Source organism: Arthrobacter sp. YC-RL1 (assembly GCF_001454985.1).
GTDB classification, from domain to species: Bacteria; Actinomycetota; Actinomycetes; order Actinomycetales; family Micrococcaceae; genus Glutamicibacter; species Glutamicibacter soli.
The window spans coordinates 2,469,342-2,490,797 of sequence record NZ_CP013297.1 but is presented as its reverse complement, the minus strand read 5'-3'; the positions used below and the strand labels follow the sequence as shown (position 1 = coordinate 2,490,797).

Annotated in this window: 19 protein-coding genes; 6 read left to right on the top strand and 13 right to left on the bottom strand. The window is 64.3% G+C overall.

Features of this window, described 5'->3' with window-relative positions; all coding sequences use genetic code 11:
- Window positions 1-34 precede the first annotated feature (34 nt).
- The 3 genes from ATC04_RS11540 to ATC04_RS11530 all read left to right on the top strand — a co-directional run bounded on the left by ATC04_RS11540 (window position 35) and on the right by ATC04_RS11530 (window position 2,872).
- On the top strand, window positions 35-778 hold the full coding sequence (locus ATC04_RS11540) for a TetR/AcrR family transcriptional regulator C-terminal domain-containing protein (protein WP_047118788.1): 744 nt from the start codon (window positions 35-37) through the stop codon (window positions 776-778).
- A 140-nt stretch (window positions 779-918) separates the two neighbouring features.
- A complete protein-coding gene (locus tag ATC04_RS11535) occupies window positions 919-2,409 on the top strand; it encodes an MFS transporter (protein WP_082123847.1) in 1,491 nt (496 codons plus the stop codon).
- Window positions 2,410-2,494: 85 nt separating this feature from the next.
- On the top strand, window positions 2,495-2,872 hold the full coding sequence (locus tag ATC04_RS11530; RefSeq protein ID WP_047118789.1) for an META domain-containing protein: 378 nt from the start codon (window positions 2,495-2,497) through the stop codon (window positions 2,870-2,872).
- 22 nt (window positions 2,873-2,894) lie between these two features.
- Here ATC04_RS11530 and ATC04_RS11525 read toward each other — a convergent pair whose 3' ends face one another.
- The 4 genes from ATC04_RS11525 to ATC04_RS11510 form a co-directional block, all read right to left on the bottom strand.
- Window positions 2,895-3,992, bottom strand: a complete 1,098-nt coding sequence (locus ATC04_RS11525; protein WP_060617026.1) for an acyl-CoA desaturase — start codon at window positions 3,990-3,992, stop codon at window positions 2,895-2,897.
- Window positions 3,993-4,114: 122 nt separating this feature from the next.
- Entirely contained in the window at window positions 4,115-5,755 is a 1,641-nt protein-coding gene (locus ATC04_RS11520) for an ABC-F family ATP-binding cassette domain-containing protein (RefSeq protein ID WP_047118792.1), read from the bottom strand.
- A gap of 32 nt (window positions 5,756-5,787) precedes the next feature.
- Complete coding sequence (locus ATC04_RS11515; protein ID WP_047118793.1) at window positions 5,788-6,453, bottom strand: phosphoribosyltransferase family protein; 666 nt, start codon at window positions 6,451-6,453, stop codon at window positions 5,788-5,790.
- Between the two features lie 44 nt (window positions 6,454-6,497).
- Window positions 6,498-6,974: an HD domain-containing protein gene (locus ATC04_RS11510; RefSeq protein WP_047118794.1), complete on the bottom strand. Its 477-nt coding sequence runs from the start codon at window positions 6,972-6,974 to the stop codon at window positions 6,498-6,500.
- Window positions 6,975-7,114: 140 nt separating this feature from the next.
- Here ATC04_RS11510 and ATC04_RS11505 point away from each other — a divergent pair, with 140 nt between their 5' ends.
- Window positions 7,115-7,408, top strand: a complete 294-nt coding sequence (locus ATC04_RS11505; protein WP_047118795.1) for an META domain-containing protein — start codon at window positions 7,115-7,117, stop codon at window positions 7,406-7,408.
- Between the two features lie 112 nt (window positions 7,409-7,520).
- Here the strand turns inward: ATC04_RS11505 and hpaD are convergent, their stop codons facing one another.
- The 6 genes from hpaD to ilvD form a co-directional block, all read right to left on the bottom strand.
- Window positions 7,521-8,618, bottom strand: a complete 1,098-nt coding sequence (gene hpaD / locus ATC04_RS11500; RefSeq protein WP_047118796.1) for a 3,4-dihydroxyphenylacetate 2,3-dioxygenase — start codon at window positions 8,616-8,618, stop codon at window positions 7,521-7,523.
- 33 nt (window positions 8,619-8,651) lie between these two features.
- Window positions 8,652-10,157 carry a 5-carboxymethyl-2-hydroxymuconate semialdehyde dehydrogenase gene (hpaE, locus tag ATC04_RS11495; protein ID WP_047118797.1) on the bottom strand — a complete coding sequence of 502 codons (1,506 nt, stop codon included), beginning with the start codon at window positions 10,155-10,157 and terminating at the stop codon, window positions 8,652-8,654.
- Between the two features lie 52 nt (window positions 10,158-10,209).
- A complete protein-coding gene (locus tag ATC04_RS11490; protein ID WP_047118798.1) occupies window positions 10,210-10,869 on the bottom strand; it encodes a GntR family transcriptional regulator in 660 nt (219 codons plus the stop codon).
- Window positions 10,869-12,371: a fumarylacetoacetate hydrolase family protein gene (locus ATC04_RS11485; RefSeq protein WP_047118799.1), complete on the bottom strand. Its 1,503-nt coding sequence runs from the start codon at window positions 12,369-12,371 to the stop codon at window positions 10,869-10,871. Before ATC04_RS11485 ends, ATC04_RS11490 begins: the two co-directional genes overlap by 1 nt.
- 1,156 nt (window positions 12,372-13,527) lie before the next feature.
- Entirely contained in the window at window positions 13,528-15,111 is a 1,584-nt protein-coding gene (locus ATC04_RS11480; protein WP_047118800.1) for an HNH endonuclease signature motif containing protein, read from the bottom strand.
- Window positions 15,112-15,937: 826 nt separating this feature from the next.
- Window positions 15,938-17,866, bottom strand: coding sequence for a dihydroxy-acid dehydratase (gene ilvD, locus ATC04_RS11470; protein ID WP_047118802.1), 1,929 nt, complete (start codon window positions 17,864-17,866; stop codon window positions 15,938-15,940).
- A gap of 84 nt (window positions 17,867-17,950) precedes the next feature.
- Between ilvD and ATC04_RS11465 the strand changes: the two genes are divergently transcribed.
- Entirely contained in the window at window positions 17,951-18,730 is a 780-nt protein-coding gene (locus ATC04_RS11465; protein WP_047118803.1) for a helix-turn-helix transcriptional regulator, read from the top strand.
- A 21-nt stretch (window positions 18,731-18,751) separates the two neighbouring features.
- On the opposite strand, the gene ATC04_RS11460 is transcribed toward ATC04_RS11465, so the two are convergent.
- From ATC04_RS11460 to ATC04_RS11455, 3 genes are all read right to left on the bottom strand, one after another.
- Window positions 18,752-19,009 (bottom strand): hypothetical protein, encoded by a 258-nt coding sequence (locus tag ATC04_RS11460; RefSeq protein WP_047118804.1) that lies wholly within the window; start codon window positions 19,007-19,009, stop codon window positions 18,752-18,754.
- Complete coding sequence (locus ATC04_RS19365; protein ID WP_152666814.1) at window positions 19,009-19,692, bottom strand: hypothetical protein; 684 nt, start codon at window positions 19,690-19,692, stop codon at window positions 19,009-19,011. Before ATC04_RS19365 ends, ATC04_RS11460 begins: the two co-directional genes overlap by 1 nt.
- A 131-nt stretch (window positions 19,693-19,823) precedes the next feature.
- Entirely contained in the window at window positions 19,824-20,528 is a 705-nt protein-coding gene (locus ATC04_RS11455) for an alpha/beta fold hydrolase (protein WP_160309072.1), read from the bottom strand.
- 180 nt (window positions 20,529-20,708) lie between these two features.
- Here ATC04_RS11455 and ATC04_RS11450 point away from each other — a divergent pair, with 180 nt between their 5' ends.
- Window positions 20,709-21,449: an NUDIX domain-containing protein gene (locus ATC04_RS11450; protein ID WP_047118806.1), complete on the top strand. Its 741-nt coding sequence runs from the start codon at window positions 20,709-20,711 to the stop codon at window positions 21,447-21,449.
- The last annotated feature ends 7 nt before the right edge of the window (window positions 21,450-21,456 follow it).

Genomic DNA, 21,456 nt, shown 5'->3' with positions numbered 1-21,456 from the left:
TGATGGACGATGAACACCGTGAAAGGGTAGCCAGATGAGCGACGTGGATCGCACTGAAGACGATACTCCGGTGAAGCGGGGGCGGGGACGCCCGCGCAAGGACGCCTCCCAGGTTCCCATCACCAAGGAAGCCATCGCTTCCGAAGCGTTGAAGATCATCGGTTCCGAAGGCTTTACCGCGCTGACCATGAACGGCCTGGCGGGACGGTTCGGGGCCACCTCGCGGGCGTTGTACAACTACGTGAGCGACCGGCAGGAGGTCGTGAACATGGCGGTGGAGCTTTTCATCCGCAGCACGCCGCTGCTGGAGTTCGACCCGGTCAATTGGCGTGACACCGTGCGCAAGTTCTACCGGGTCAGCCGAGCGCTGTACCGCACCTATCCGCTGGTTGCGGTGGTTCCGATCTCCGAGCGCGTGGAGGTGGACGGCGGACCGCGCTACATCGAGATGATGGAACGGCTGCTGCGGTTCTACACGGACATGGGCTTCGAGATGCCGCAGGCGCTGACCCTGATCCGGGCGTTCAGCCGCGACATCATGTCATTTGCCCTGCAGGCGGACTACTTCCTGGACCGTGTCCCGGAAGGCCGGAACGACTACATCTCCCGTGTGGTGCCGCAGGCTTGGCTGGAGCGCTACCCGGAGGCCGAGGCCCCGCTGGTACGCGAATCCCTGAAACAGCCGCGCATGGACAGCGACGACCTGTTCGAAGAGCTGCTCCAGCTGCGCATCCTCTCCATCCAGGGAATGCTGGACGCGCTGCCAGCCGCTGACTGACCAGAGCAAACGCCAGCCCCGCAGCAGGTGCGGGGAATATCCCGGTGCCCCCGGGCGCTATACCCAGCGCGTGCCATGAACCGCCCGGCGGCTTCGGCGCGCACCGAACCAGCTCCGCCAGCCGTTGTCCGAAAGTTGCCATGCCTGCCATCCAGCCCCCGCAAGACCCCCCGTTGGCTGCCGAGGTTGCGCCCGCCGCAGCCGCCATTCCGGCGCCTGGGGCGCTTTCGCCGGCCGGACGCTGGAAGCTGCTCGGTGTGCTGCTGGCCGTCATGTTCATGTCGCTGGTCTCGGTCAGCATCGTCAACGTGGTGCTTCCCTCGATCGAAACCACCCTGCAGGCCACCGAGGCCGACATGCAGTGGGTGCTCGCCGGCTACGCGCTGACCTTCGGCGTAGTGCTGGTAGCCGCCGGGCGTGCCGGGGACCTGCTGGGCCGCGGCATGATGTTCATCGCCGGCGTCGTGATCTTCACGCTGGCTTCCGTGCTGGCCGGGCTGGCCGCCGACCCGCTGATGCTGAACATCGCCCGCTTCGTCATGGGCGTCGGCTCCGGCCTGCTCAACCCGCAGGTCATGGGCCTGATCCAGCAGCATTTCACCGGCGCGGAACGCGGACGGGCCTACGGGCTGCTGGGCACGGTCATCGGATTCTCCGTGGCCATCGGCCCGGTGATGGGCGGGGCGCTGATCAACTGGCTGGGGGCCGAGGCAGGCTGGCGCTCCACGTTCCTGATCAACGTGCCGATCGGGATCATCGCGTTGCTGCTGGCAGTCATCTGGCTGCCGCGTCCGCTGTTCACCAAACCCTCCGGTCGGCTCGATCTGGATCCGGTGGGCGGGCTGCTGCTGGCGCTGGGCATCTTCGCCTTCCTCTTCCCGTTCGTGCAGGGTCGCGAGAACCCGTGGCTGTGGGCCCTGCTGCCGGTGGCGCTGCTGTTCATGCTGCTGTGGATCGCATGGGAGAAACGCTACAAGGCGCGCGGCGCGGCCCCGATGGTGGACCTGGCGCTGTTCAGGGTGCGCAGCTTCACCAACGGCACAGTAATCGCCGGCCTGTACTTCATGGGCGTGTCCAGCGTCTGGGTGCTGGTGGCAGTCTACACCCAGCAGGCGCTGGGCTTCAGCGCGCTGCAGGCAGGGCTGATCGCGCTGCCGGCGGCCTTGCTCTCGGCGCTCAGCTCGAACGTCGCCGGCCGCTACGTGATGACCGCCGGGCGCCGTCTGGTCATCGGCGGCACGCTCAGCGCGCTGTTCGGGCTGGTCGTCACGGTGGCCGTGGTCGAGCTGGAGGCGCGCGGGATCGTGAGCATCTGGTGGATGCTGCTCTCGCTGGCGTTCATCGGCGCCGCCCAGGGCTTCATCATCTCCCCGAACCAGGCACTGACCCTGATGGAGGTACCCGTTCAGAACTCTGGCTCCGCCGGCGGGCTGATGCAGACCTCGCAGCGCGTGGGCACCGCCGTGGGCATCGCGGTCATCACCGCCGTGTTCTACGGCATGAACCAGGTTGTCGGCTACCCGCTGGCGATGACGCTGTCCTTCGCCGCCACGGGCCTGCTGGTGATCGCCACGCTCTGGGTCGCCGTGGCCGACTGGCGCCACGACCATCACGGAGCCCAGCCTCAATAGCAGGGCTGGCACCGCTGGCCGAAACGACGCTCCGGGTCTGCGATTGCACTGGTCAGCGCGCTAAGCGTGGCTTAAGCTGGAAGAGATGAAACGACTTGCAGGATTGATGGCAGCAGGAGCGCTGGCGCTGGGCCTGGCCGCATGCGGATCGAGCAGCGGCCCGGCCGAACAGGCCCCGGCGAGCCCGGACGGCACCTGGGGCACGGAGGCCGAAGGCCAACCGTGGATGAACCTCGGCTCCGACGGCAAGATCAGCGGCAGCGACGGGTGCAACAACCTCATCGGCCAGTGGACCGAAAAGGACGGCACCGTGGACTTCGGCGCCATGGGCAGCACCCAGATGTACTGCGAGGGCGTCGATTCCTGGCTCGGCGGGGCCGCCACCGCAACGATCTCCGGCGACAAGATGACCTTCTCGGATGCCAAGGGCGACCAGATCGGCACGCTCACACGCAGCAAGTAGCCGGGCAGGGTCCATCTGGTCCCTAGCTGCTGCGGTATCCGGAAATCATGGGGCACTCGAACGGGTCGCGGCCCGAAAGCCCGACCTTGTTCAGGTAGGAGATGACCTGGGCGTAGGACTCGCGGACGCTGGCAACGGTGTAGGGGATCCGGTGCTCGGCGCAGTAGCTGCGCACGATCCTTGAAACCCCTGCCAGATTGGCGCGCGGCATCGAGGGGAACAAGTGGTGCTCCACCTGGTAGTTCAACCCGCCGTAGACGTGCGAGAGCACGCTGTTGCCGAAGCTGGAGCGAGCCAACACGTTGCGTCCCGTGAGCACCTGGCGCGAGAAGAAGTCGATGCGGGCGTCCGCGGGCACCAGGGGCATGCCCTTGTGGTTGGGCGCGAACGAGGCGCCCATGTAGATGCCGAAGACAGCCAGCTGCACGCCGAGGAAGGCGAAGGCCATGCCTATCGGCAAGAGGAAGAAGACGGCGCCCAGGTACAGGGCAATGCGCAGGCCGATCGAAATCAGTTCGCGGCGGCGGTGCTTCACCCGCCGGCCGACGAACAGGTACTTGATCGACTGCAGATGCAGGTTCAGCCCTTCCAAGGTCAGCAGCGGGAAGAACAGGTAGCCTTGGCGCTGGGTGATCCACTTGAGCAGGCCGCGCTGGCGCTTCGCGTCGGCCGGCTGGAACGAGATGGTGTCCCATTCGATGTCCGGGTCCTTGCCGATGGTGTTCGGAGTTGCATGGTGTTTGCTGTGCTTGTTCATCCACCACTGGTAGCTGATGCCGACCACGAAGTTGGCCAGGAAGCGGCCGAGCTTGTCGTTGGTTTTGCCGGAAGCCAGGATCTGGCGGTGCGCCGCTTCGTGGGCCAGGAAGGCGAACTGGGTGAGCAAGAGGCCAAGCGCGGCGGCCATGAGCAGCTGGAACCAGCTCTCGCCCAGCAGCAGCATGCCTGCCACGGTGCCCGCCAGCAACGCGGCAAGCACGATGCCGATACCCAGGTAATGCCCGGGCCGGCGCCGGATCAGCCCGGCTTCGCCGACCAGTTTCTTGACGTGGAAAAAGCTTTTGGGGTCTCCGGGCAGCACCGAGGGTGCAGGCGATGGCAAAACGGGAGTGCTACTCAAGTTGGATCCTTGGGTGTGGCAGCTGTCGACGTCTCAGTCGTAAAGAACTGAAAGTCTCGGCTCCTCTGCGTTTCACTGTACGGCAGATTGCTGAGCGCCCGCTGGTCGATGACGCAGCCGAGCTAGAAGGCGGCGGACAGCTGCCCGTCCAGCACCTGCCAGCGCGCGTCCAGCCGCACGTTTTGAAGCATGCGCCGGTCGTGGGTCACCAGCAGCAGCGCGCCCTGGTAGGCCTCCAGCGCTTCTTCGAGCTGCTCGATGGCGGGCAGGTCAAGGTGGTTGGTGGGTTCGTCGAGCACCAGCAGGTTCACCCCGCGCGCCTGCAGCAGCGCCATCGAGGCGCGGGTGCGTTCGCCGGGGGACAGCTTGCCCACCGCCGACGCCGTCTGCTCCGCCTTGAGCCCGAACTTGGCCAGCAGCGTGCGGGCCTCCGCCGAGGAGTACTCCGGCACCGCCGCTTCGAACGCCTCGCCCAGCGGCAGCTGCGCCGGCAACTGGCTGCGCGCCTGGTCGATCTCGCCGATCAGCACCGAGGCGCCCAGCACCGAGCTTCCGGCGTCCGGGGCCAGCCGGCCGAGCAGCAGGTTCAGCAGCGTGGACTTGCCCGCGCCGTTCGGGCCGGTGATGCCGATCCGGTCACCGGCGTTGACCTGCACGCTGGTAGGGCCGAACGCGAAACCGCCCAGCGAAACCTGCGCCTGGTTCAGCGTGCACAGCACCGAGGAGCCGCGCGGGGCGTCGGCGATGGAGAACTGCAGCACCCATTCCTTGCGCGGTTCGGCCACCTCGTCCAGCCGGGCAATCCGCGATTCCATTTGGCGCACCTTGGCTGCCTGCTTCTGGGAGGATTCGCTGTTGGCGCGGCGGCGGATCTTGTCGTTGTCCGGGGCCTTGCGCATCGCGTTGCGCACGCCCTGCGAGGACCATTCGCGCTGGGTCCGGGCGCGCGCCACCAGATCCGCCTTCTTCCCGGCGTACTCGTCGTAGGCCTCGCGCGCGTGCCGGCGGTTCACGGCGCGCTCCTCCAGGTAGGAGTCGTAGCCGCCCTCGTAGACGGCGACCTGGTTCTGCGCTAGGTCGAGTTCGATGATGCCGCTGGTGCAGCGGGCCAGGAACTCGCGGTCGTGCGAGACCAGCATGACCGGCGCGCGCAGCGCCATGATGAACTGCTCCAGGCGTTCCAGCCCTGCCAGGTCGAGGTCGTTGGTCGGCTCGTCGAGCAGCACCAAGTCGAAGCGGGAGAGCAGCAGCGCGGCCAGCGCGACGCGGGCCATCTGCCCGCCGGACAGCGCCGCGGTCTGGGTGTCCAGCGGCAGCGTGAAGCCCAGCTCCGCCAGGGTCTCGGGGATCCGGTCCTCCAGGTCCATGGCGCCGGAGGCCATCCAGGTCTCGAAGGCCGCCGCGTAGGCGTCGTCCGCCCCGGGTTTGCCCTCGGCCATGTCCTGCGCGGTGGCTTCCATGGCCCCGGTCGCCTGGGCGCAGCCGGTGCGCCGGGCCAGGTAGGCGGCGATGTCCTCGCCTGCGAAGCGCTCGTGCTCCTGGGGCAGCCAGCCGATGAACGCGCCGTCCGGGGCGGTGGACACCGAGCCGCCCTGGGGTTCGTCCACCCCCGCCAGCAGGCGCAGCAGCGTGCTCTTGCCTGCGCCGTTCACCCCGACCACCCCGTACACATCTCCCGGGGCGGCGGTGAAATCCAGGTGCGCGAAGAGGGTACGGTGGGCGTGGCCGCCGGCGAGGTCCTTGGCGACGAGCGTTGCAGTCATGGACTCAATTCTAGGTGGGTTGCCGGCACTGCCTAATTCCCTGCCGCGCGCAGCAGCCGCAGCGCCTCCTCGCGCTGCACCGGGGCGAAGTCCTGGTAGTGGGCGCCGACCGCCCGGAAGTCCGGCGGCTGCCAGGCGATCACCACCTGGTCGGCCGGATAAGCCAGGTTCTGCACCAGCTCCGACGGGGCCACCGGGGCCGCGACCACCACCAGCTTGGGCTTCAGCCGCCACACCAGATCCAGTGCGGCCAGCATCGTGGAGCCGGTGGCGATGCCGTCGTCGCACACCACCACCTGCTGCCCTGCCAGATCCGGGGCGTAGGGCTTGAACTCCCCAGCCAGCTCCATCAGCTCCCGGGTGGCGCGGAATTCCACGGATTCCAGTTCGGATTCACCGAAGTAGCGCAGCGCCCGCCGGTGGATCTCCTGGTCGAGGTAGCGTCCGGACGCCATCCCGTAGCTGGCGATCGCGCCGAAGGCGATTTCCGGGTTGCTCGGCACCCCGAGCTTGCGCACCGCCAGCGCCCCGAGCCGTCCGCCCAGGCTGCGCGCGACCTCGGACGCCACCGGCACCCCGCCGCGCAGCAGCCCGAGCACCGTGTAGTTGCCGGCGGGCAGCTCGCTGGCCAGCGCCATGCCCAGCGCGGCGCCGGCATGGCTGCGATCCCGGTATCCCTCGTGCGATTGCTGGGCCATGCTCCCAGTCTTGCCCAAAGCATCACAAAGTCAATGCTCCTGCGTCAATGTTCCGGCCGAACACCCAGCAGCTGCGCAGTGCGCGCGTACTTGGCCGCCAGCCGCGCCCGGGTGTGTTCCGGCAGCAGGCTGGTGCGTTCCGGGTCGGTGTTGTCGGCCAGGTCGGCGCGCTTGACCAGCATCGCCAGCGGGTTGGCCAACACCCCGGTGCAATACTCTTCCAGGCTCTGCCCGGGCCGTTTGCTCAGCAGCACCACGGCATCGCAGACCTCCCGGGGGATGCCGGCTGCGGAAAGGTCCGTGGCGCTCACCTCGCAGTCCTCGATGACGTCGTGCAGCCATGCCGCGGCCACCGCGTACTCGTCGCCGCCAAGGCGCCGGGCATGCTCGGCGACCCGGGCCGGGTGGCCGATATAGGCGGCGCCGAGCTTGTCCGTCTGGCCCTGGTGGGCCTTGGCGGCGATGGCGCGGGCCAACGCCACCACGTCTTCCCGGCTTGTTGCCGGCTGCCGGTTGTCCATTGCGCTCCTCCTGGGTTGCCCGGGTTTGGGATGCCGGGGCTTGGGATGCAGAATTTCTCCTGGGTCCCACGCTAGCAAGTCGGTGCGACACCCGGGGTCGATTCGGCGGAAGCCCGGGCACGGGGACTACCCTCGGTGGTATGGATGAAAAGATGATCGCGCAGTGGGGGAGCGAGGCCGCAGGACAGCCCTCGCTGGTGCTCTGGGAAGACGGCCGGGCCAGCGGTTCGGATGGCTGCAACCGGCTCATGGGCTCGTGGAGCCGTGAGGGGGACGGCTATCTGTTCTCGCAGATGGCCAGCACCATGATGTATTGCCAGGGGGTGGACACCTGGCTCTCAAGATTGGCCAGCGCGCGTCAGGTCGACGGGCAGCTGGTCATCAGCGACGCGCAGGGCCGTCAGATCGGGCGGCTGGCCCCGCTGGAATCCTGAGCCGCCCGGGATTGCGGGCCCCGGGATGCAAAAAAGAACTGCGGTTCGCACAGTGTGCGAACCGCAGTTCTTCATGTAGCAGCCAGGGAAGGGCTGCATTCGCGCGAAGGGTTTAGAGCTGGTTGCCCAGCTTGAAGCCCTTCGAAGCCTGGCCGTGGTACGAGCCGTCCTCGTCGCCGGCGCGGGTGTAGGAGAAGCCGTCGGCGCCGATGGTGACTTCCAGTTCGGAGTCGTCGGTGCGCTCGATGATTTCCTGCACGTTGCCGTCCAGGTCCAGGACCTTGGAGGCCTCGGTGTACCACGAAGGCACAACCGGGTTGCCCCACCAGTCGCGGCGCTGGTTATCGTGGACGTTCCAGGTGATGGTCGGGTTGTCCGGATCGCCGGTGTAGTAGTCCTGGGTGTAGATCTCGATGCGGTGGTCGTCAGGATCCAGGATGTACAGGTAGAACGCGTTGGACACGCCGTGGCGGCCCGGGCCGCGCTCGATGCGGTCCGAGATGCGCAGGGCGCCCATCTTGTCGCAGATCTGGATGATGTTGTGCTTCTCGTGGGTGGAGAAGGCCACGTGGTGCAGGCGCGGGCCGTTGCCGCCGGTCAGCGCGGTGTCGTGCACGGTGCCCTTGCGGTGCATCCAGGCTGCGTAGGTGGTGCCCTCGTCGTCCTGGATGTCCTCGGTGACGCGGAAGCCCAGGTCTTCGAGGTACTTGCGGCCGCGCGGAACGTCCGGGGTCACCTGGTTGAAGTGGTCCAGGCGGACCAGCTCGCCGGCCGAGTACAGGTCGTAGCGCATGTGCAGGCGCTCGACGTGGGTGGTCTCGAAGAAGAACTCGTACGGGAAGCCCAGCGGATCCTCGACGCGCAGGGCGTCGCCGATGCCCTTGACGAAGCCGTCCTTGCGGCGCTCGGTGCGGCAGCCCAGCTCCTGGTAGTAGGCCTCGGCCTTGTCGACGTCCTCAGGGGTGCGCACGCGGAATGCCATGGCCTTCAGCGCGGCCACCGGGCCCTTGGTCAGCACCAGGTTGTGGTGGATGAACTCCTCGAAGGAGCGCAGGTAGATCTGGTTCTCGTCCTCGTAGGACACGTGCAGGCCCAGGACGTCCACGTAGAAGTTGCGGGACTTGGCCAGGTCGGTGACGACCAGTTCAGCGTAGGCGCAGCGCAGGATATCCGGTGCTGGTGCGACTGGCTTGGGGATTTCGTTGCTCATTGGGTTGCTCCTTTGCAAGCAGAAATTTTGTGGTTAGGCGCCGAACTTCGGGGTGTGGACATCGCCCAGGGTGATGTGCACTGCCTGCTGGTCGGTGTAGAAGTCGATCGAGCGGTAGCCGCCTTCGTGGCCCAGGCCCGAAGCCTTCACGCCGCCGAACGGGCTGCGCAAATCGCGCACGTTGTGCGAGTTCAGCCAGACCATGCCGGCTTCGATGTCCTGCGCGAAGTTGTGCGCGCGCTTCAGGTCGTTGGTCCACACGTAGGCAGCCAGGCCGTAGCGGGTGTTGTTCGCCAGCTGAAGGGCTTCCTCGTCGGTGTCGAACGGGGTGATGGCGACAACCGGGCCGAAGATCTCTTCCTGGAAGATGCGGGCATCCGGGGCGACGTCGGCGAACACGGTCGGTGCGACGTAGGAGCCGTTCTCCTGGCCCTCGGGCAGGTTCTCCGGGCGTCCGCCGCCGGCCACCAGGCGGCCTTCGGACTTGCCGATCTCGACGTAGCTCATGACCTTGTCGTAGTGCTCAGGGTGCACCAGCGCGCCGACCTGGGTGGCCGGATCGTGCGGATCGCCGACCTTGATGTTCTTGGCGCGGGCCGCGTAGGCCTCGACGAACTTCTCGTAGATGCCGCGCTGGACGAGGATGCGGCTGCCGGCGGTGCAACGCTCGCCGTTCAGCGAGAAGACGCCGAACAGGGTGGAGTCGATGGCCGCGTCGAAGTCGGCGTCGTCGAACACGATGGCAGGGGACTTGCCGCCCAGCTCCATCGACATGCCCTTGAGGTTCTCGGCGCAGTTTCGGAAGATCAGCTGGCCGGTGGAGGACTCGCCGGTGAAGGAGATCAGCGGGACGTCCGGGTGCTTGACCAGTGCGTCGCCTGCGTCTTCGCCCATGCCGTTGACCAGGTTGAAGACGCCCTTCGGCAGGCCGGCTTCCTCGAAGATGGTGGCCCACAGCGAAGCGGACAGCGGGGTGAACTCGGCAGGCTTGAGCACGACGGTGCAGCCCGAAGCGATCGACGGGGCGAGCTTCCAGGACTCCAGCATGAACGGGGTGTTCCACGGGGTGATCAGGCCTGCGACGCCGATCGGCTTGCGGTTCACGTAGTTGATCTGGGTGCCCGGCACCTTCAACGCGGTGTCGTGCTGGGCGACAATCAGGTCGGCGAAGAAGCGGAAGTTCTCCGCGGCGCGCTGGGCCTGGCCCTTGGCCTGGGTGATCGGCAAGCCGGTGTCGAAGGTTTCCATCTCGGCCAGGCGGTCCTGCTGGGCGACGACCGCGTCGGCGATCTTGTACAGAACGTTGGCGCGCTCGCGGGCCTTCATCTTCGGCCATGGGCCGTTCTTGAATGCCTCGGTGGCAGCGGCCACGGCGGCGTCGATGTCGGCCTTCTGGCCGGCTGCGGCGGTGGTGTACGCGGTGTTGGTCACCGGGTCCAGGACCTCGAAGGTCTCGCCGCCAATGGAATCGACGAATTCGCCATTGATGTAGTGCTGGATCTTGGCCGGCAGATTTTCTGGAACGAAGTGCTTGCTCATCAGCGGGCATTTCCTTTCGTGCGGTGTGAAAAATTGGTGCGGGATAAGTTTTCTAGATGGCGCTGGGCGGCATTCCGGCCGAAGCCAGGTACGCGTTCAGCGTGTTCGCGCGGTGCGCGCGGCATGCAGTCTCGATCTGCGCCGGGGTGGCGTGGTTCGCGATCAGCTCCAGCAACGCCTCGTGCTCCTGGACACTGGCCTTGGCCCGTGACGGGATGTGAGTGAAGGAGCTGGCCCGCATGGCCGCCAGTCGGCGCCAGCCGCGCTGGACCAGGTCCAGGATGTGCGGGTTAGGGCACTGGCCGTAGAGCAGCTTGTGGAACTCGGTGTTCATGCGGGTGAACGCGACCGGATCGAAGTCCTCAAGGCACTGGCGCATCGCATCGTTCAGCTTGCGCGCTTCGGCCAGCCACGCGGCGTCCATCGCGTCGGCTGCCAGTGCGGTGGCGGCCGGTTCGATGATCATCAGCGTCTGCATGGTGTGCAGGTAGAGCGTGGAATCCACGTGGGCGACGGTCGCCCCGACGTTGCGGGTGAAGTGCACCAGCCCTTCAGCCTCCAGCCGGCGGATCGCCTCGCGCACCGGGACCACGGAGCAGCCCAGTTCGTCGGCAATGGTGCCCAGCACCAGGCGGTAGCCCGGGGAGTAGGCGCCATTGACGATGCGCTCGGAGACCAGCTGATAGGCGGCCTCGGACTTGGAAGCGGTCATTACAGCGCCCATGAGTCCAGGTCCGGGCTGCCTGCATCCTTCCAGGCATTGAACTTGGTCTTCCACTCGGCGTTCATCGGGAACAGGCCCTCGATGCCGTGGCCGCGCTTGACCATAGCGAAGATGAACTCGTCGTTCTCCTCGGTGGCCGCCGCCTCGGCGGCGATCTGCTCGACCATGGCCGGCGGGATCACCACGATGCCGTCGGAATCGGCCACGATCACGTCGCCCGGCTGCACCGAGACTCCGCCGCAGGCGACGGTGATATCGCGGTCCCAGGCCACATGCTTGCGGCCGAGGACTGCCGGGTGCGGCCCGTTGTGGAAGACCGGGATATCCAGGTTGCTCACGGCATCCAGGTCGCGCACGCCGCCGTCGGAGATGATGGCCGCGGCGCCGAGCTGCTGCGAACGCAGTGCCAGGATGTCGCCCAAGGTGGCCGAACCGGTCTCGCCGCGGGCCTCCATGACCAGGATCTCGCCGTCCTTGACCGCGTCGATGGCCTGCTTCTGCATGTTGTAGCCGCCGCCGTGGGCCTTGAAGAGGTCCTCGCGGTTCGGGATGTAGCGCAGGGTGGCGGCGGTGCCGATCACGCGCTGCATGCCCTTGGTGGCGCCGGAAACTTCGATGTTCACATTGTTCATGCCGTGCTTGCGCATGGTGCCGGACAGGGTGGCGGTCGCGACGGAGGCCAGCTGCTCGCGGATGGCGTCGGTCAGCACGTCCTTGCCGGTCAGCTTCGGAGCCAGGCCGGCGGACTCGCGGTCGCCGTAGGCGTCTTCCTTGTCCTTTTCGTTGACCTTTGGCTGGTTGCCAAAGTCAGCGAAGGTGGCGGTGCCTTCCACTGCGGTGGTCTTCAGCTTGCCGGTGGTGGCACCGGAGACGAGGTCGGTGACCTCAACCTCGACGATGTCGCCCGGGAAGAAGACGGTGGACCCGGCAGGGGTGCCGGTCAGGATGATGTCGCCCGGCAGCAGGGTCATCTGCTGGGACAGGTCTGCAACGATCTGCGCGAAGGAGAACAGCAGCTCGGAGGTGTCTGCGTCCTGGGCGATGACGCCGTTGACCCAGGTCTGCACGCGCAGCTTGGCAGGGTCGACCGAAGCGGCGTCAAGTGCCATAGGACCCAGCGGGGTGTAGCCGTCGCCGGACTTGGAGCGGATGTTCGATCCCTTGTCCGCGTACTTCATGTCGTGCACGCCCAGGTCGTTCGATGCGGTGATGGAGCCGACGTAGCTCCAGGCATCCTCGACGGAGACGCGGCGGGCTGCCTTGCCGATGATCAGTGCGATCTCACCTTCAAAAGCCAACAGCTCGGTGCCGGCCGGGCGCTCAACGGTGCCGTTGGTGGCAGCCAGGGAGCTGGAAGCCTTCATGAAGTAGCTCGGGAACTTCGGGGTGCGACCGCGCTGCGCTGCACGCGAAGAGTAGCTCAGGTGTACGGCCAGAACCTTTCCTGCTTGGCTGAAGGTTTCCTCGGTGACCGGAATCGGAGTGCCCATCGGTGAATTGCCCACTTTCGTCGTACATGATCTCGTACATCAAATCGTATACGATCAGTGTGCTCTCAATCTCAGGGACTGTCAAGATGGCAATCCACAATTGTTTTCCGGGACCGGACCAAGGGCTCCGAACTCCAGCGATTCCGCGGGTTTCGACAAGTGATTTAATTCTTCGCGGTGCCGTAACGCGAGGAGCTAGAGGCATACGATCCAAACGTCGATTGGGCACTGGTAAATATCTCGGTTTGTGTGCGATTTCCACGGTGTTCATCTCAGTTTGCCCGTGCCTGCCACGATGCTTTTATCGTGGCGTGGCGGATCGAATACGTGGAGACGTCGCCATGGACCACAAGCGAACTGCCGGTGAAAAATGAACAGAAAATGTGTTCAGTTCCTATAGGAGCGCTTCGCTGACCGGCACGACGCCCGAATATCAGGTATCCCTCGTAGCACCTGAAACAGGCGATGCGCAGGGCGGGTGGGGAAAGCCAGCGCCCGAGCTGCCGGTTCGCCGTGCATTCGAGACTCTCTGGGGAACGTCCGGCAATTGGCGATCCGAGAGCCCCGTCCTGCCGATGAACACAAATAATGCTCATGCTGCAATCCGCTGTTGCCAGGGAGTTGGATTTACGCGGTGCATCTACTTACTTCTGGATCTCAGCACTCCGGACCTATCTTTCAGGAATCCATGCGACCCGAACATGACGATAATTCAAATCCAGAGCGCGTGATGGCGGAAAGTGAACAGAATAATTGTTCACAACAGTGCCGGCGGGGGATGTGGGTGGATGGTGTGCCGTGCTCTTAAAGCGGCGAGTTGTCCAACCTGATATTGGTGAACCCCTGCAGGGTTGCGGCAAATGACTAGAGTCGGCGACAACTAATAACGCGGTGGAAATGAACAGAATTTTTGTTCATTTAGCAGGTCGCTTTTGCTCGATCAGAGAAAATGCAGAAACCGTAGGCGAACTGCCGCCGTCCATTGAATCAATAATTCGTTCATGCGAGGATGGCAACTACTCGCGGCGCTGAACCGAATTCAAAGCACACGAACATGTCGATTGACATGTTGTTTTCTGCCTTGAATCCATACGTAGGCTCGACGATGTGAGGCTGTGGAACGGGGCAACAATCCTGTTTTGGAAACTCGCAAGAGCTAGTTCGCGTCTACTTCAGGCGGTTCTTCGAATTCGTACCCCAGAACTTTCCTTACGCGGTCTGTGAGCTCGATGACGAGACGTTGCGGGGTGCGATCTGCGTTGAAATCGAAGTTCTGAACGCTCGTCACTGATCCTGGAATTTCGATGCATGTCTGCCCATGAGGAGTGCGCCACATGACTGAGCCATCGGGGAGGTAAGTGTAGTTCCAGCCCAAAGCGTGCTTGAACATCTGATGTCGTTTGCAGCAAAGCTTGGTGTTGGTGCGGTTGGTTCCGCCGCCTTTGGCCCAGTCATCGATGTGTTCAACTTCGGATCGCTCTGGCAAGCGGTTGCATCCCGGGAATTGGCACTGCGTATCCCGGAATCTAAGCAGGTCTCGAAGAGCTTGCGGTGGGCGGTACTTCTTGCGGTCGACGTCGATAACGGCGCCGCTCCACGGGTCAGTCAGCAATCGAAGCATCGACGGGGCATCCGCCGCCAGCTTCAAAGCCGTTCCAATCGGGATTGGACCGTATCCTTCGAGGTCTGCCAAGGCCTTTCTAGGATCTGCCAGCATCTCGACAGCCGGAATCGTTACGGCCACCTTGGTTTTCAGCGTACTGCCGCCGCCCTCCGGCCAACCGTCCAGCAAGGCGTCCCTCAGTGTGTCGTATCTTAATTGACCGCGTGTTCGGGGATCTTCGGGATCGACGTTTGAAACGACATGATGTTCGACGGTGTTTACCACTGAAATGATATCTTCCGCTGGGCCGCGAAGTTGCGCGACCGCCATACCGTCTTTCTCCATCCACCAACGCAGATCCCGGGTTTCTTTTGCATCTTTGTGGCGTTCGTCGATTGGCTTCGGGTGCATCTTTTCGTGAAGCCGGCGTGCCCGTTGCCGGACGGCCGAATCGCTGGCGTGTTTGGCAAATGGCAGCAGGAGTTCTTCCATGCGGTGCACGTCTTCAGTTTCGAGGTCCTGAGCATTTTTGATGATCTCGCGCGCGGTCTGAGTTGTAATTTCACCGGCGCTCAACGCATTCAAGGTTTCAAGGCATAGATGCCGCAAACCTTCAGCCATGGTGAGTTTATTGGAAATGTGATTGTCTGTATCTCTCATGGCGATGGATGCTTCGGCAACAAACGAGGAGCGTGCTATTTCTTGGTCATGTGGGGTGACGCGATAGTAGCCTGCAGACAAATTCGCCAGAATGTCGTCGGCGGAGACACCCATTTCCGCAAGTTGTTCAGGGGTAGGTTCGTCCTCTGCTTGAATGCGGTTGTCGCCGTTGGATTGGAGAGCGACACCTCGCGCGAAGAGTTCGTAGGTGTCCGCCATGAGGACTGCCTCGCTAGCATCCAGCATGCTGCGGAGCCTGCTAAGCATGGCCAGTTGGTCTAGCCCGACGGCCAGGTCTTGGGCAGGCATCTGCTTATTGAGTTCGGTCAGCACTTCCAGGGGACCGGTGAAGTACTTCTGACGCTGAATAGCCGCGCCCCATGTACCTGTCGTTTGGACGGTGTCCCTCAGCCCCGGTGCTTCAATCGGGAGGCGGTGGGAGTCGTCGTCATTCTCGAAAATATCTCTGATACCCATAACTTAATTGTCCTCCGTCTTCCGACAGTATGGGTAAGTATCTACGACTTTGGGATATCTCATTCCTGATCGATAGGGATCAGGTTCGATTCAAAATCATGGTGGTGGCGTCGGTCTTCGCCCCGGAACACCCAAGGGCCTAATCGTGACTGGATGCCTTCGAAGAGAAGCTTCCGATTGTATTTCGACATCCCCGTCACGATCTTGGCCGAATCCGCCCTTAACTCATGTCGGGCGACGTTATCTGAATCCGTGAACCACTGCCATGGGGTGACCATGGAACCGTAGGCCTCGGTGGGAAGCATTCAGGTGGCTTCGCTCGACGTCTTTCTGGAGGAATGCCAGAACGATGAAGCTCAGAAATTCGTCAAGGACTGAATCCTGCGAGAGTTATTCTTGGTGGAATTTCGAAAGACTCTCCTATCCGCAAAAGTGTTCTGACATGCATTTTTATCGGACAGTGGTGCGGAATCATTCCCAAGGAAAGAGTTATTTTTAGAAAACCGCGTCACGAAGCGGCAGTGAAGCACTCTTAACTGGTGAAAGACGAAATCAGCCGCACAACGAACTCATGCCATGGGGATGGCGCAGTTCAGGAATTGCACTTGGGGGTGCGCGGAGAGATTTTGTCTTGTTGGATGCATGCTCACTTGGGGGTGGGAAAGTATCTCGACAGGCCTGGGACTCACAATGGATGAGTCCCAGGTCATTTGTCGTTTCTGGGCCTGTCGGCATCATGCAGCCGAGCTAACGGGCCCGCAAATGCGCGAAGGGCTCGGAGCATTCGATCTGAATGCTCCGAGCCCTTCGCGGCTGTCAGTACGGGTTAGGCCTGTGCGGTTGCTGCCGTACGTTCTGCTGCAGCGGCGCGCTCGTCGGCCTCGCGCAGGGCGCGCTCGACGCGATCGACGTCGCGCACCGCGCCCTTGTCCGCGGACAAGGCCATAGCGGCGTAGGCGCGCAGCGCAGGGGAGACCACGCGCTCGCGGTTGGCCGGGCGGTAGCCGGTGGTGGCCAGCAGGCGCTCGCGGCGCTCGGCCAGGACGTCGTCGGAGACGTTCAAGGTCAGGCCGCGGGTCGGGATGTCGATGGAGATCGAGTCGCCGTCCTCGACCAGTGCGATGAGTCCGCCGGAGGCCGCCTCGGGGGAGACGTGGCCGATGGACAGGCCCGAGGTGCCGCCGGAGAAGCGGCCGTCGGTGATCAGCGCGCATTCCTTGCCCAGGCCGCGGCCCTTGAGGAACGAGGTCGGGTAGAGCATTTCCTGCATGCCTGGGCCGCCCTTGGGGCCTTCGTAGCGGATGACAACGACGTCGCCGGCCTTGACCTGCTTGTTCAGGATCTTCTCGACTGCCTCGTCCTGGGACTCGCAGACCACAGCCGGGCCCGTGAAGGTCCAGATGGAAGGGTCCACGCCGGCGGTCTTGACCACGGCGCCGTCCACGGCGATGTTGCCGCGCAGCACGGCCAGGCCGCCGTCCTTGGAGTAGGCGTGCTCGACCGAGCGGATGCAGCCTTCGGCTGCGTCGGTGTCCAGGTCCTCCCACTGGGCGGACTGGGAGAACGCGGTGGAGGAGCGCACGCCGCCCGGGGCTGCGTGCCACAGGGCGAGGGATTGCTCGGTGGCCGCACCGCCGCGGATGTCCCAGGCGTCCAGCCATTCGCCCATGGTCTTGGAGTGCACGGTGTGCACGGTCTCGTCCAGCAGGCCGCCGCGGCGCAGCTCGCCGAGGATGGCGGGGATGCCGCCGGCGCGGTGCACGTCCTCCATGTAGTAGATCTTGCCGGCGCCTGCCGCGTTCGGCGCGACCTTGGCCAGGCACGGCACGCGGCGGGAGACCGCGTCGATCTCGTCCAGGCCGAACTCGACGCCGGCCTCGTGGGCGGCGGCGAGCAGGTGCAGGATGGTGTTGGTGGAACCGCCCATGGCGATGTCCAGGGCCATGGCGTTGCCGAAGGCCTGCTCGGTGGCGATGCTGCGCGGCAGCACCGAGTCGTCGGATTCGCCGTAGTAGCGGTTGGAGATCTCGACAACCAGCTTGCCGGCGTTCTCGTAGAGGTCCTTGCGGGCGGTATGGGTGGCCAGGGTGGAGCCGTTGCCCGGCAGCGACAGGCCCATGGCCTCGGTCAGGCAGTTCATCGAGTTCGCGGTGAACATGCCGGAGCACGAGCCGCAGGTCGGGCAGGCCGATTCCTCGATGCGCAGCAGGTCCGCGTCGGAGACGTTCTCGTTCACCGCCTCGGAGATGGCGTCGACCAGGTCCAGGGTGCGCACGGTGCCGTCCACCAGGGTGGCGCGGCCGGATTCCATCGGGCCGCCGGAGACGAACACGGTCGGGATGTTCAGGCGCAGCGCGGCCATCAGCATTCCCGGGGTGATCTTGTCGCAGTTGGAGATGCAGATCAGCGCGTCGGCGCAGTGGGCGTTGACCATGTATTCGACCGAGTCGGCGATCAGGTCGCGGCTGGGCAGCGAGTACAGCATGCCGCCGTGGCCCATGGCGATGCCGTCGTCCACCGCGATGGTGTTGAACTCGCGCGGGATGCCGCCGGCGGCGGTGATCGCCTCGGAGACGATGCGGCCCACGGGCTGCAGGTGGGTGTGGCCCGGAACGAATTCGGTGAAGCTGTTGGCCACGGCGATGATGGGCTTACGGCCCAGATCTGCGCCGTTGACTCCAGCCGCGCGGAACAGGGCGCGGGCGCCTGCCATGTTGCGGCCATGGGTGACGGTGTGGGAACGAAGTGTGGTCATTGCATAATCACATCACAGGTTTTGCCGCAGACCCAGACGGTGACAATACTAGTAGTACTACTACCAGACGACGACGGGGCACCGATGAACGCTAGTCAGCGCCGCAGGGAGGAGCTCGCCGGTTTCCTCAAGGACCGACGGGCCCGGGCGGACCGCGCCGCGCACGGCCTGCCGGCGGTGGGCCGCAGCCGGCTGCGCGGGCTGCGCCGGGAGGAAGTGGCCACGCTGGCCGGCATCAGCGTCACCTGGTACACGTGGCTGGAGCAGGCCCGAGACATCAACCCCTCGCGCCAGGTGCTCGACTCGCTGGCCCGGCTCTACCGGCTGACCCCGGTGGAAACCACCTACCTGCTCTCGCTCGGCGGGCACCGCGACACCATTCCGGCAGCCTCCGAGGGCATGACCCCGGCGCTGCAGCGATTGCTGGATGCATTGGAGTTCCCGGCGTTCCTGCTCTCCGCGGACTGGAGCATCATCGGCTGGAACCAGCACTACGCGCAGCTGTACCCACGGATTGAGATGCTGGAGGAGGGCGATCGGAACCTGCTCTGGCTGGTATTCACCGATGCGTCGCTGCGGCAGATGCTGCCCGACTGGGCGGAGCAGAGCCGCGGGTTCGTGGGAAGCTTCCGCGCCGAGACGCGCGGCTGGCTGAACCCTGCGGGGGAGAGCGGCATCGTCGCCCGTGTGTCGGCGGCCTCGCCGGAATTCGCGGCGATCTGGAAGGAGCGCGACGTGGCCGGCTTCGGCACCCGCGAGCGGCTGTTCAACCACCCGGCCAAGGGGCTGACCCGCTACGAACAGCACAACCTGATTCCGGCGGAAGCCTCGGACTTGACGCTGCTGTTCTACGCGCCGCTGTAGCGTTGTCTGTGACAGGTGGGACTATTCGCCTGGAATTTGGTACTTGATCAGAGCCTTCATGTTCGGGCTCAACGTGATGGTCGGCGAGAAAGCCACCGCATTTTTCGCGTGTTGCCTGGCTGCGAACATGGCCAGATAACTGAGCACTTTTGAGTGCACGTTGTCATCTGGATCGACAATGATGTATTCGTCATCGCCGCGTTTTTCGACGTGCAGATCTGGGGCGGACACTTCGTCTTCGACGATGATTTCAGCATTCCGATTTCGTCGTGTGGCCATTATTTCCACCGTTTTCTAGATGCTATTGTCCTGAGTCTAGCTTTCGTCCGAACGTCACGTAAGCCGGTGAGTATGCCGTCCCAGACCGGTTCGCGCGCATCGACTGTTGCGCTGTCGTTCGAATTTTCAGGCGAGGTTGTAGACTTCCCTGGCCCTGAGATGTCATCCGAAATGATCCGGGACATAGCTCCCAGCATGGCGGCCTCACTTCGCGATACGAACCAGCCATCACGATGTGATTTCTTGAAATGGCGAAGTGCCCTGAGACGTCCCAGCACATTGCTTGATTCGTCAGGCAACGATGAATGCGACTCGACTGGCTTCGCTGTCAACGGCAGCTCAGGTTGGGCCAACGGGCCATTGCGGTTTTTCGAATAGTGAGGATTCTTGAACACCCATGGTTTATGGGGGCCGTCAAGAGTTCCTAGGATCAGGGAACCCAAGGCCTGATCCGTGGTGGAATCACTTTTTGCCAGTTCGATTCCGTATTGGACGAGCTTCCGCCACTGATCCGCATGGTCGACCCTTGCGCGGAGCTTGAATGTCCGGAGTGCGGCCAAGGCTGCGATAAATCCAACCAAGGCCGGCAAAATGGCGCCCCAGGATGCCAAGGCCGAAATGCCTGGTGTCATCCAAATCCAAGCGGAATTGAAGAATTCCTGCAGCCAGCTGAAGAAGTCCATATGGCGACGATAGTCGTCGCCAGCGGATCAACGGTGAATCGCGCTTCGAGATGTGGAGAACCCTTGTGGCCGCGGACCTCGCTGGACAGGTCGTGAGGTCCGCGGCCAAGGTGCCAGCGCTTCGACGTGGGTTAGGCGCCCAAGAACTCCAAGGTCTTTTCCTTGAATTCGCGGCTCGTGACGGCGTTCGCATGGTTGCGTCCGGTCAGCCAGAGCACCTCGTTGCGGGTGCCGGCGTCTTTGAGCAGACGGCGCAGCTGCGGCATCGTGGTAGCCAGGTCATCAAGGTCGCCGGCTACCAGCAGGGTAGGGGTGGAGGGGACCTTGGTTTCGGGCTCGAAAGGCTCGGTCTTGATGCCCTCGATCAGCTTGAACAGTGCTTCGGCATCGTTGGACGGCTCGGCGGCGACAATCTGCATGATCATGGCGGTGAGGTCGTCGTTGATCTCCTCGCCGCTGGCAAGGAACTTGCGGGCCTGTTCGATCTCGAAGCCGGCGAGCATGTCGTTGGCGCCCGGGCCGCCCATGACCAGGTGCTCGACCAGATCCGGGTTCCACGCGGCGAATTCCCATGCGAGGCGCGAGCCCAGCGAGTAGCCCAGCACGTCGACTGGACCTTCGTCCAGATCAATCACGATGGCTGCCAGCGCCTGGCGGATCTGGCTCGGAGCCCAGCTGCCTTCGTTGCGGTGCGGGTCGGTGCCGTGGCCGGGAAGGTCGACAAGCAGGACGTTGCGGCCATGGTCGGTGAAATAATTCGTCCACCGGGCCCGTTCCCAATTCGATTCGCCGGATGAGGCGAAGCCGTGGATGAGCAGTACGGATGGTCCGCTCACCTCGGAGTTTGTGCGAATGACGCGGAGATTCAGATCAAGGGTCATGCTACCGATCATAGGCCACAAAACAGGTAAACATCGTCTTGCGCTAGCGCGACGAGGTAGTTAATGTCAGAATGACTCTAACGCGGTCCGGACCGCGGAAACTGCTGGAAAACCTGAAACGGGGCATCACACCTGATGACATCGGTACCAAGCTGGGCAAACGTCGACGAACGGCGGAACATGCCGCCGACGCTGGCGGTGTCCACGGTGATCCTCGGCATCCGCGAGGGCGTCGAGGGCGGGCCGGACAAGCTGTGCCTGCCGCTGGTGCGCCGCATCCGCCAGCCGCACGCGGGATTGTGGGCGCTGCCCGGCGGTCCGGTGGGGGCGCGCGAGTCGCTGGGCCAGGCGGCCGGGCGCACGCTGGCCGAGACCACCGGGCTGCGTCCGAACTACCTGGAGCAGCTGTACACCTTCGGGGACATCGACCGCTCGCCCACGCACCGGCTGGTGACCATCGCCTACTTCGCGCTGATGCACGTGGACCAGGTGGGCGCGACGGTGCGCGATGAGAACGTCGCGTGGTTCGACATCGACGATCCGCAGATCGCGCGGATGGCCTTCGACCACCGCCAGATCGTGGACTACGCGCTGTGGAGGCTGCGCAACAAAACCGAATACGGGCAGATCGCGCACCGGCTGCTCGGCGAGCGCTTCACCCTCGCGGCGCTGCGCGGGGTGTACGAGGCGATCCTCGGTCGCCGACTGGATCCGGCGAACTTCCGGCGCACGCTGAACTCGACCGCCAGCGTCGAGGCGACCGACGAATACCAGGCCGGCGGCAAGCACCGCCCGCCGCGGCTCTACCGCTACGTCGGGCACGGGCCCGATCCGCTGCAGGTCGACCCCCTGCAGGTCGAGCCGCCGCAGGGCTGAGAAGCAA

What these genes read in the sequence shown, in the direction of transcription:
- ATC04_RS11485 (WP_047118799.1), bottom strand. Translation starts at nt 12,371, where the DNA reads ATGGGCACTCCGATTCCGGTCACCGAGGAAACCTTCAGCCAAGCAGGA.
- hpaD (WP_047118796.1), bottom strand. Translation starts at nt 8,618, where the DNA reads ATGAGCAACGAAATCCCCAAGCCAGTCGCACCAGCACCGGATATCCTG.
- ATC04_RS11530 (WP_047118789.1), top strand. Translation starts at nt 2,495, where the DNA reads ATGAAACGACTTGCAGGATTGATGGCAGCAGGAGCGCTGGCGCTGGGC.
- ATC04_RS11480 (WP_047118800.1), bottom strand. Translation starts at nt 15,111, where the DNA reads ATGGGTATCAGAGATATTTTCGAGAATGACGACGACTCCCACCGCCTC.
- ATC04_RS11460 (WP_047118804.1), bottom strand. Translation starts at nt 19,009, where the DNA reads ATGGCCACACGACGAAATCGGAATGCTGAAATCATCGTCGAAGACGAA.
- hpaE (WP_047118797.1), bottom strand. Translation starts at nt 10,157, where the DNA reads ATGAGCAAGCACTTCGTTCCAGAAAATCTGCCGGCCAAGATCCAGCAC.
- ATC04_RS11450 (WP_047118806.1), top strand. Translation starts at nt 20,709, where the DNA reads ATGACATCGGTACCAAGCTGGGCAAACGTCGACGAACGGCGGAACATG.
- ATC04_RS11520 (WP_047118792.1), bottom strand. Translation starts at nt 5,755, where the DNA reads ATGACTGCAACGCTCGTCGCCAAGGACCTCGCCGGCGGCCACGCCCAC.
- ATC04_RS11535 (WP_082123847.1), top strand. Translation starts at nt 919, where the DNA reads ATGCCTGCCATCCAGCCCCCGCAAGACCCCCCGTTGGCTGCCGAGGTT.
- ATC04_RS19365 (WP_152666814.1), bottom strand. Translation starts at nt 19,692, where the DNA reads ATGGACTTCTTCAGCTGGCTGCAGGAATTCTTCAATTCCGCTTGGATT.
- ATC04_RS11540 (WP_047118788.1), top strand. Translation starts at nt 35, where the DNA reads ATGAGCGACGTGGATCGCACTGAAGACGATACTCCGGTGAAGCGGGGG.
- ATC04_RS11515 (WP_047118793.1), bottom strand. Translation starts at nt 6,453, where the DNA reads ATGGCCCAGCAATCGCACGAGGGATACCGGGATCGCAGCCATGCCGGC.
- ilvD (WP_047118802.1), bottom strand. Translation starts at nt 17,866, where the DNA reads ATGACCACACTTCGTTCCCACACCGTCACCCATGGCCGCAACATGGCA.
- ATC04_RS11510 (WP_047118794.1), bottom strand. Translation starts at nt 6,974, where the DNA reads ATGGACAACCGGCAGCCGGCAACAAGCCGGGAAGACGTGGTGGCGTTG.
- ATC04_RS11490 (WP_047118798.1), bottom strand. Translation starts at nt 10,869, where the DNA reads ATGACCGCTTCCAAGTCCGAGGCCGCCTATCAGCTGGTCTCCGAGCGC.
- ATC04_RS11465 (WP_047118803.1), top strand. Translation starts at nt 17,951, where the DNA reads ATGAACGCTAGTCAGCGCCGCAGGGAGGAGCTCGCCGGTTTCCTCAAG.
- ATC04_RS11505 (WP_047118795.1), top strand. Translation starts at nt 7,115, where the DNA reads ATGGATGAAAAGATGATCGCGCAGTGGGGGAGCGAGGCCGCAGGACAG.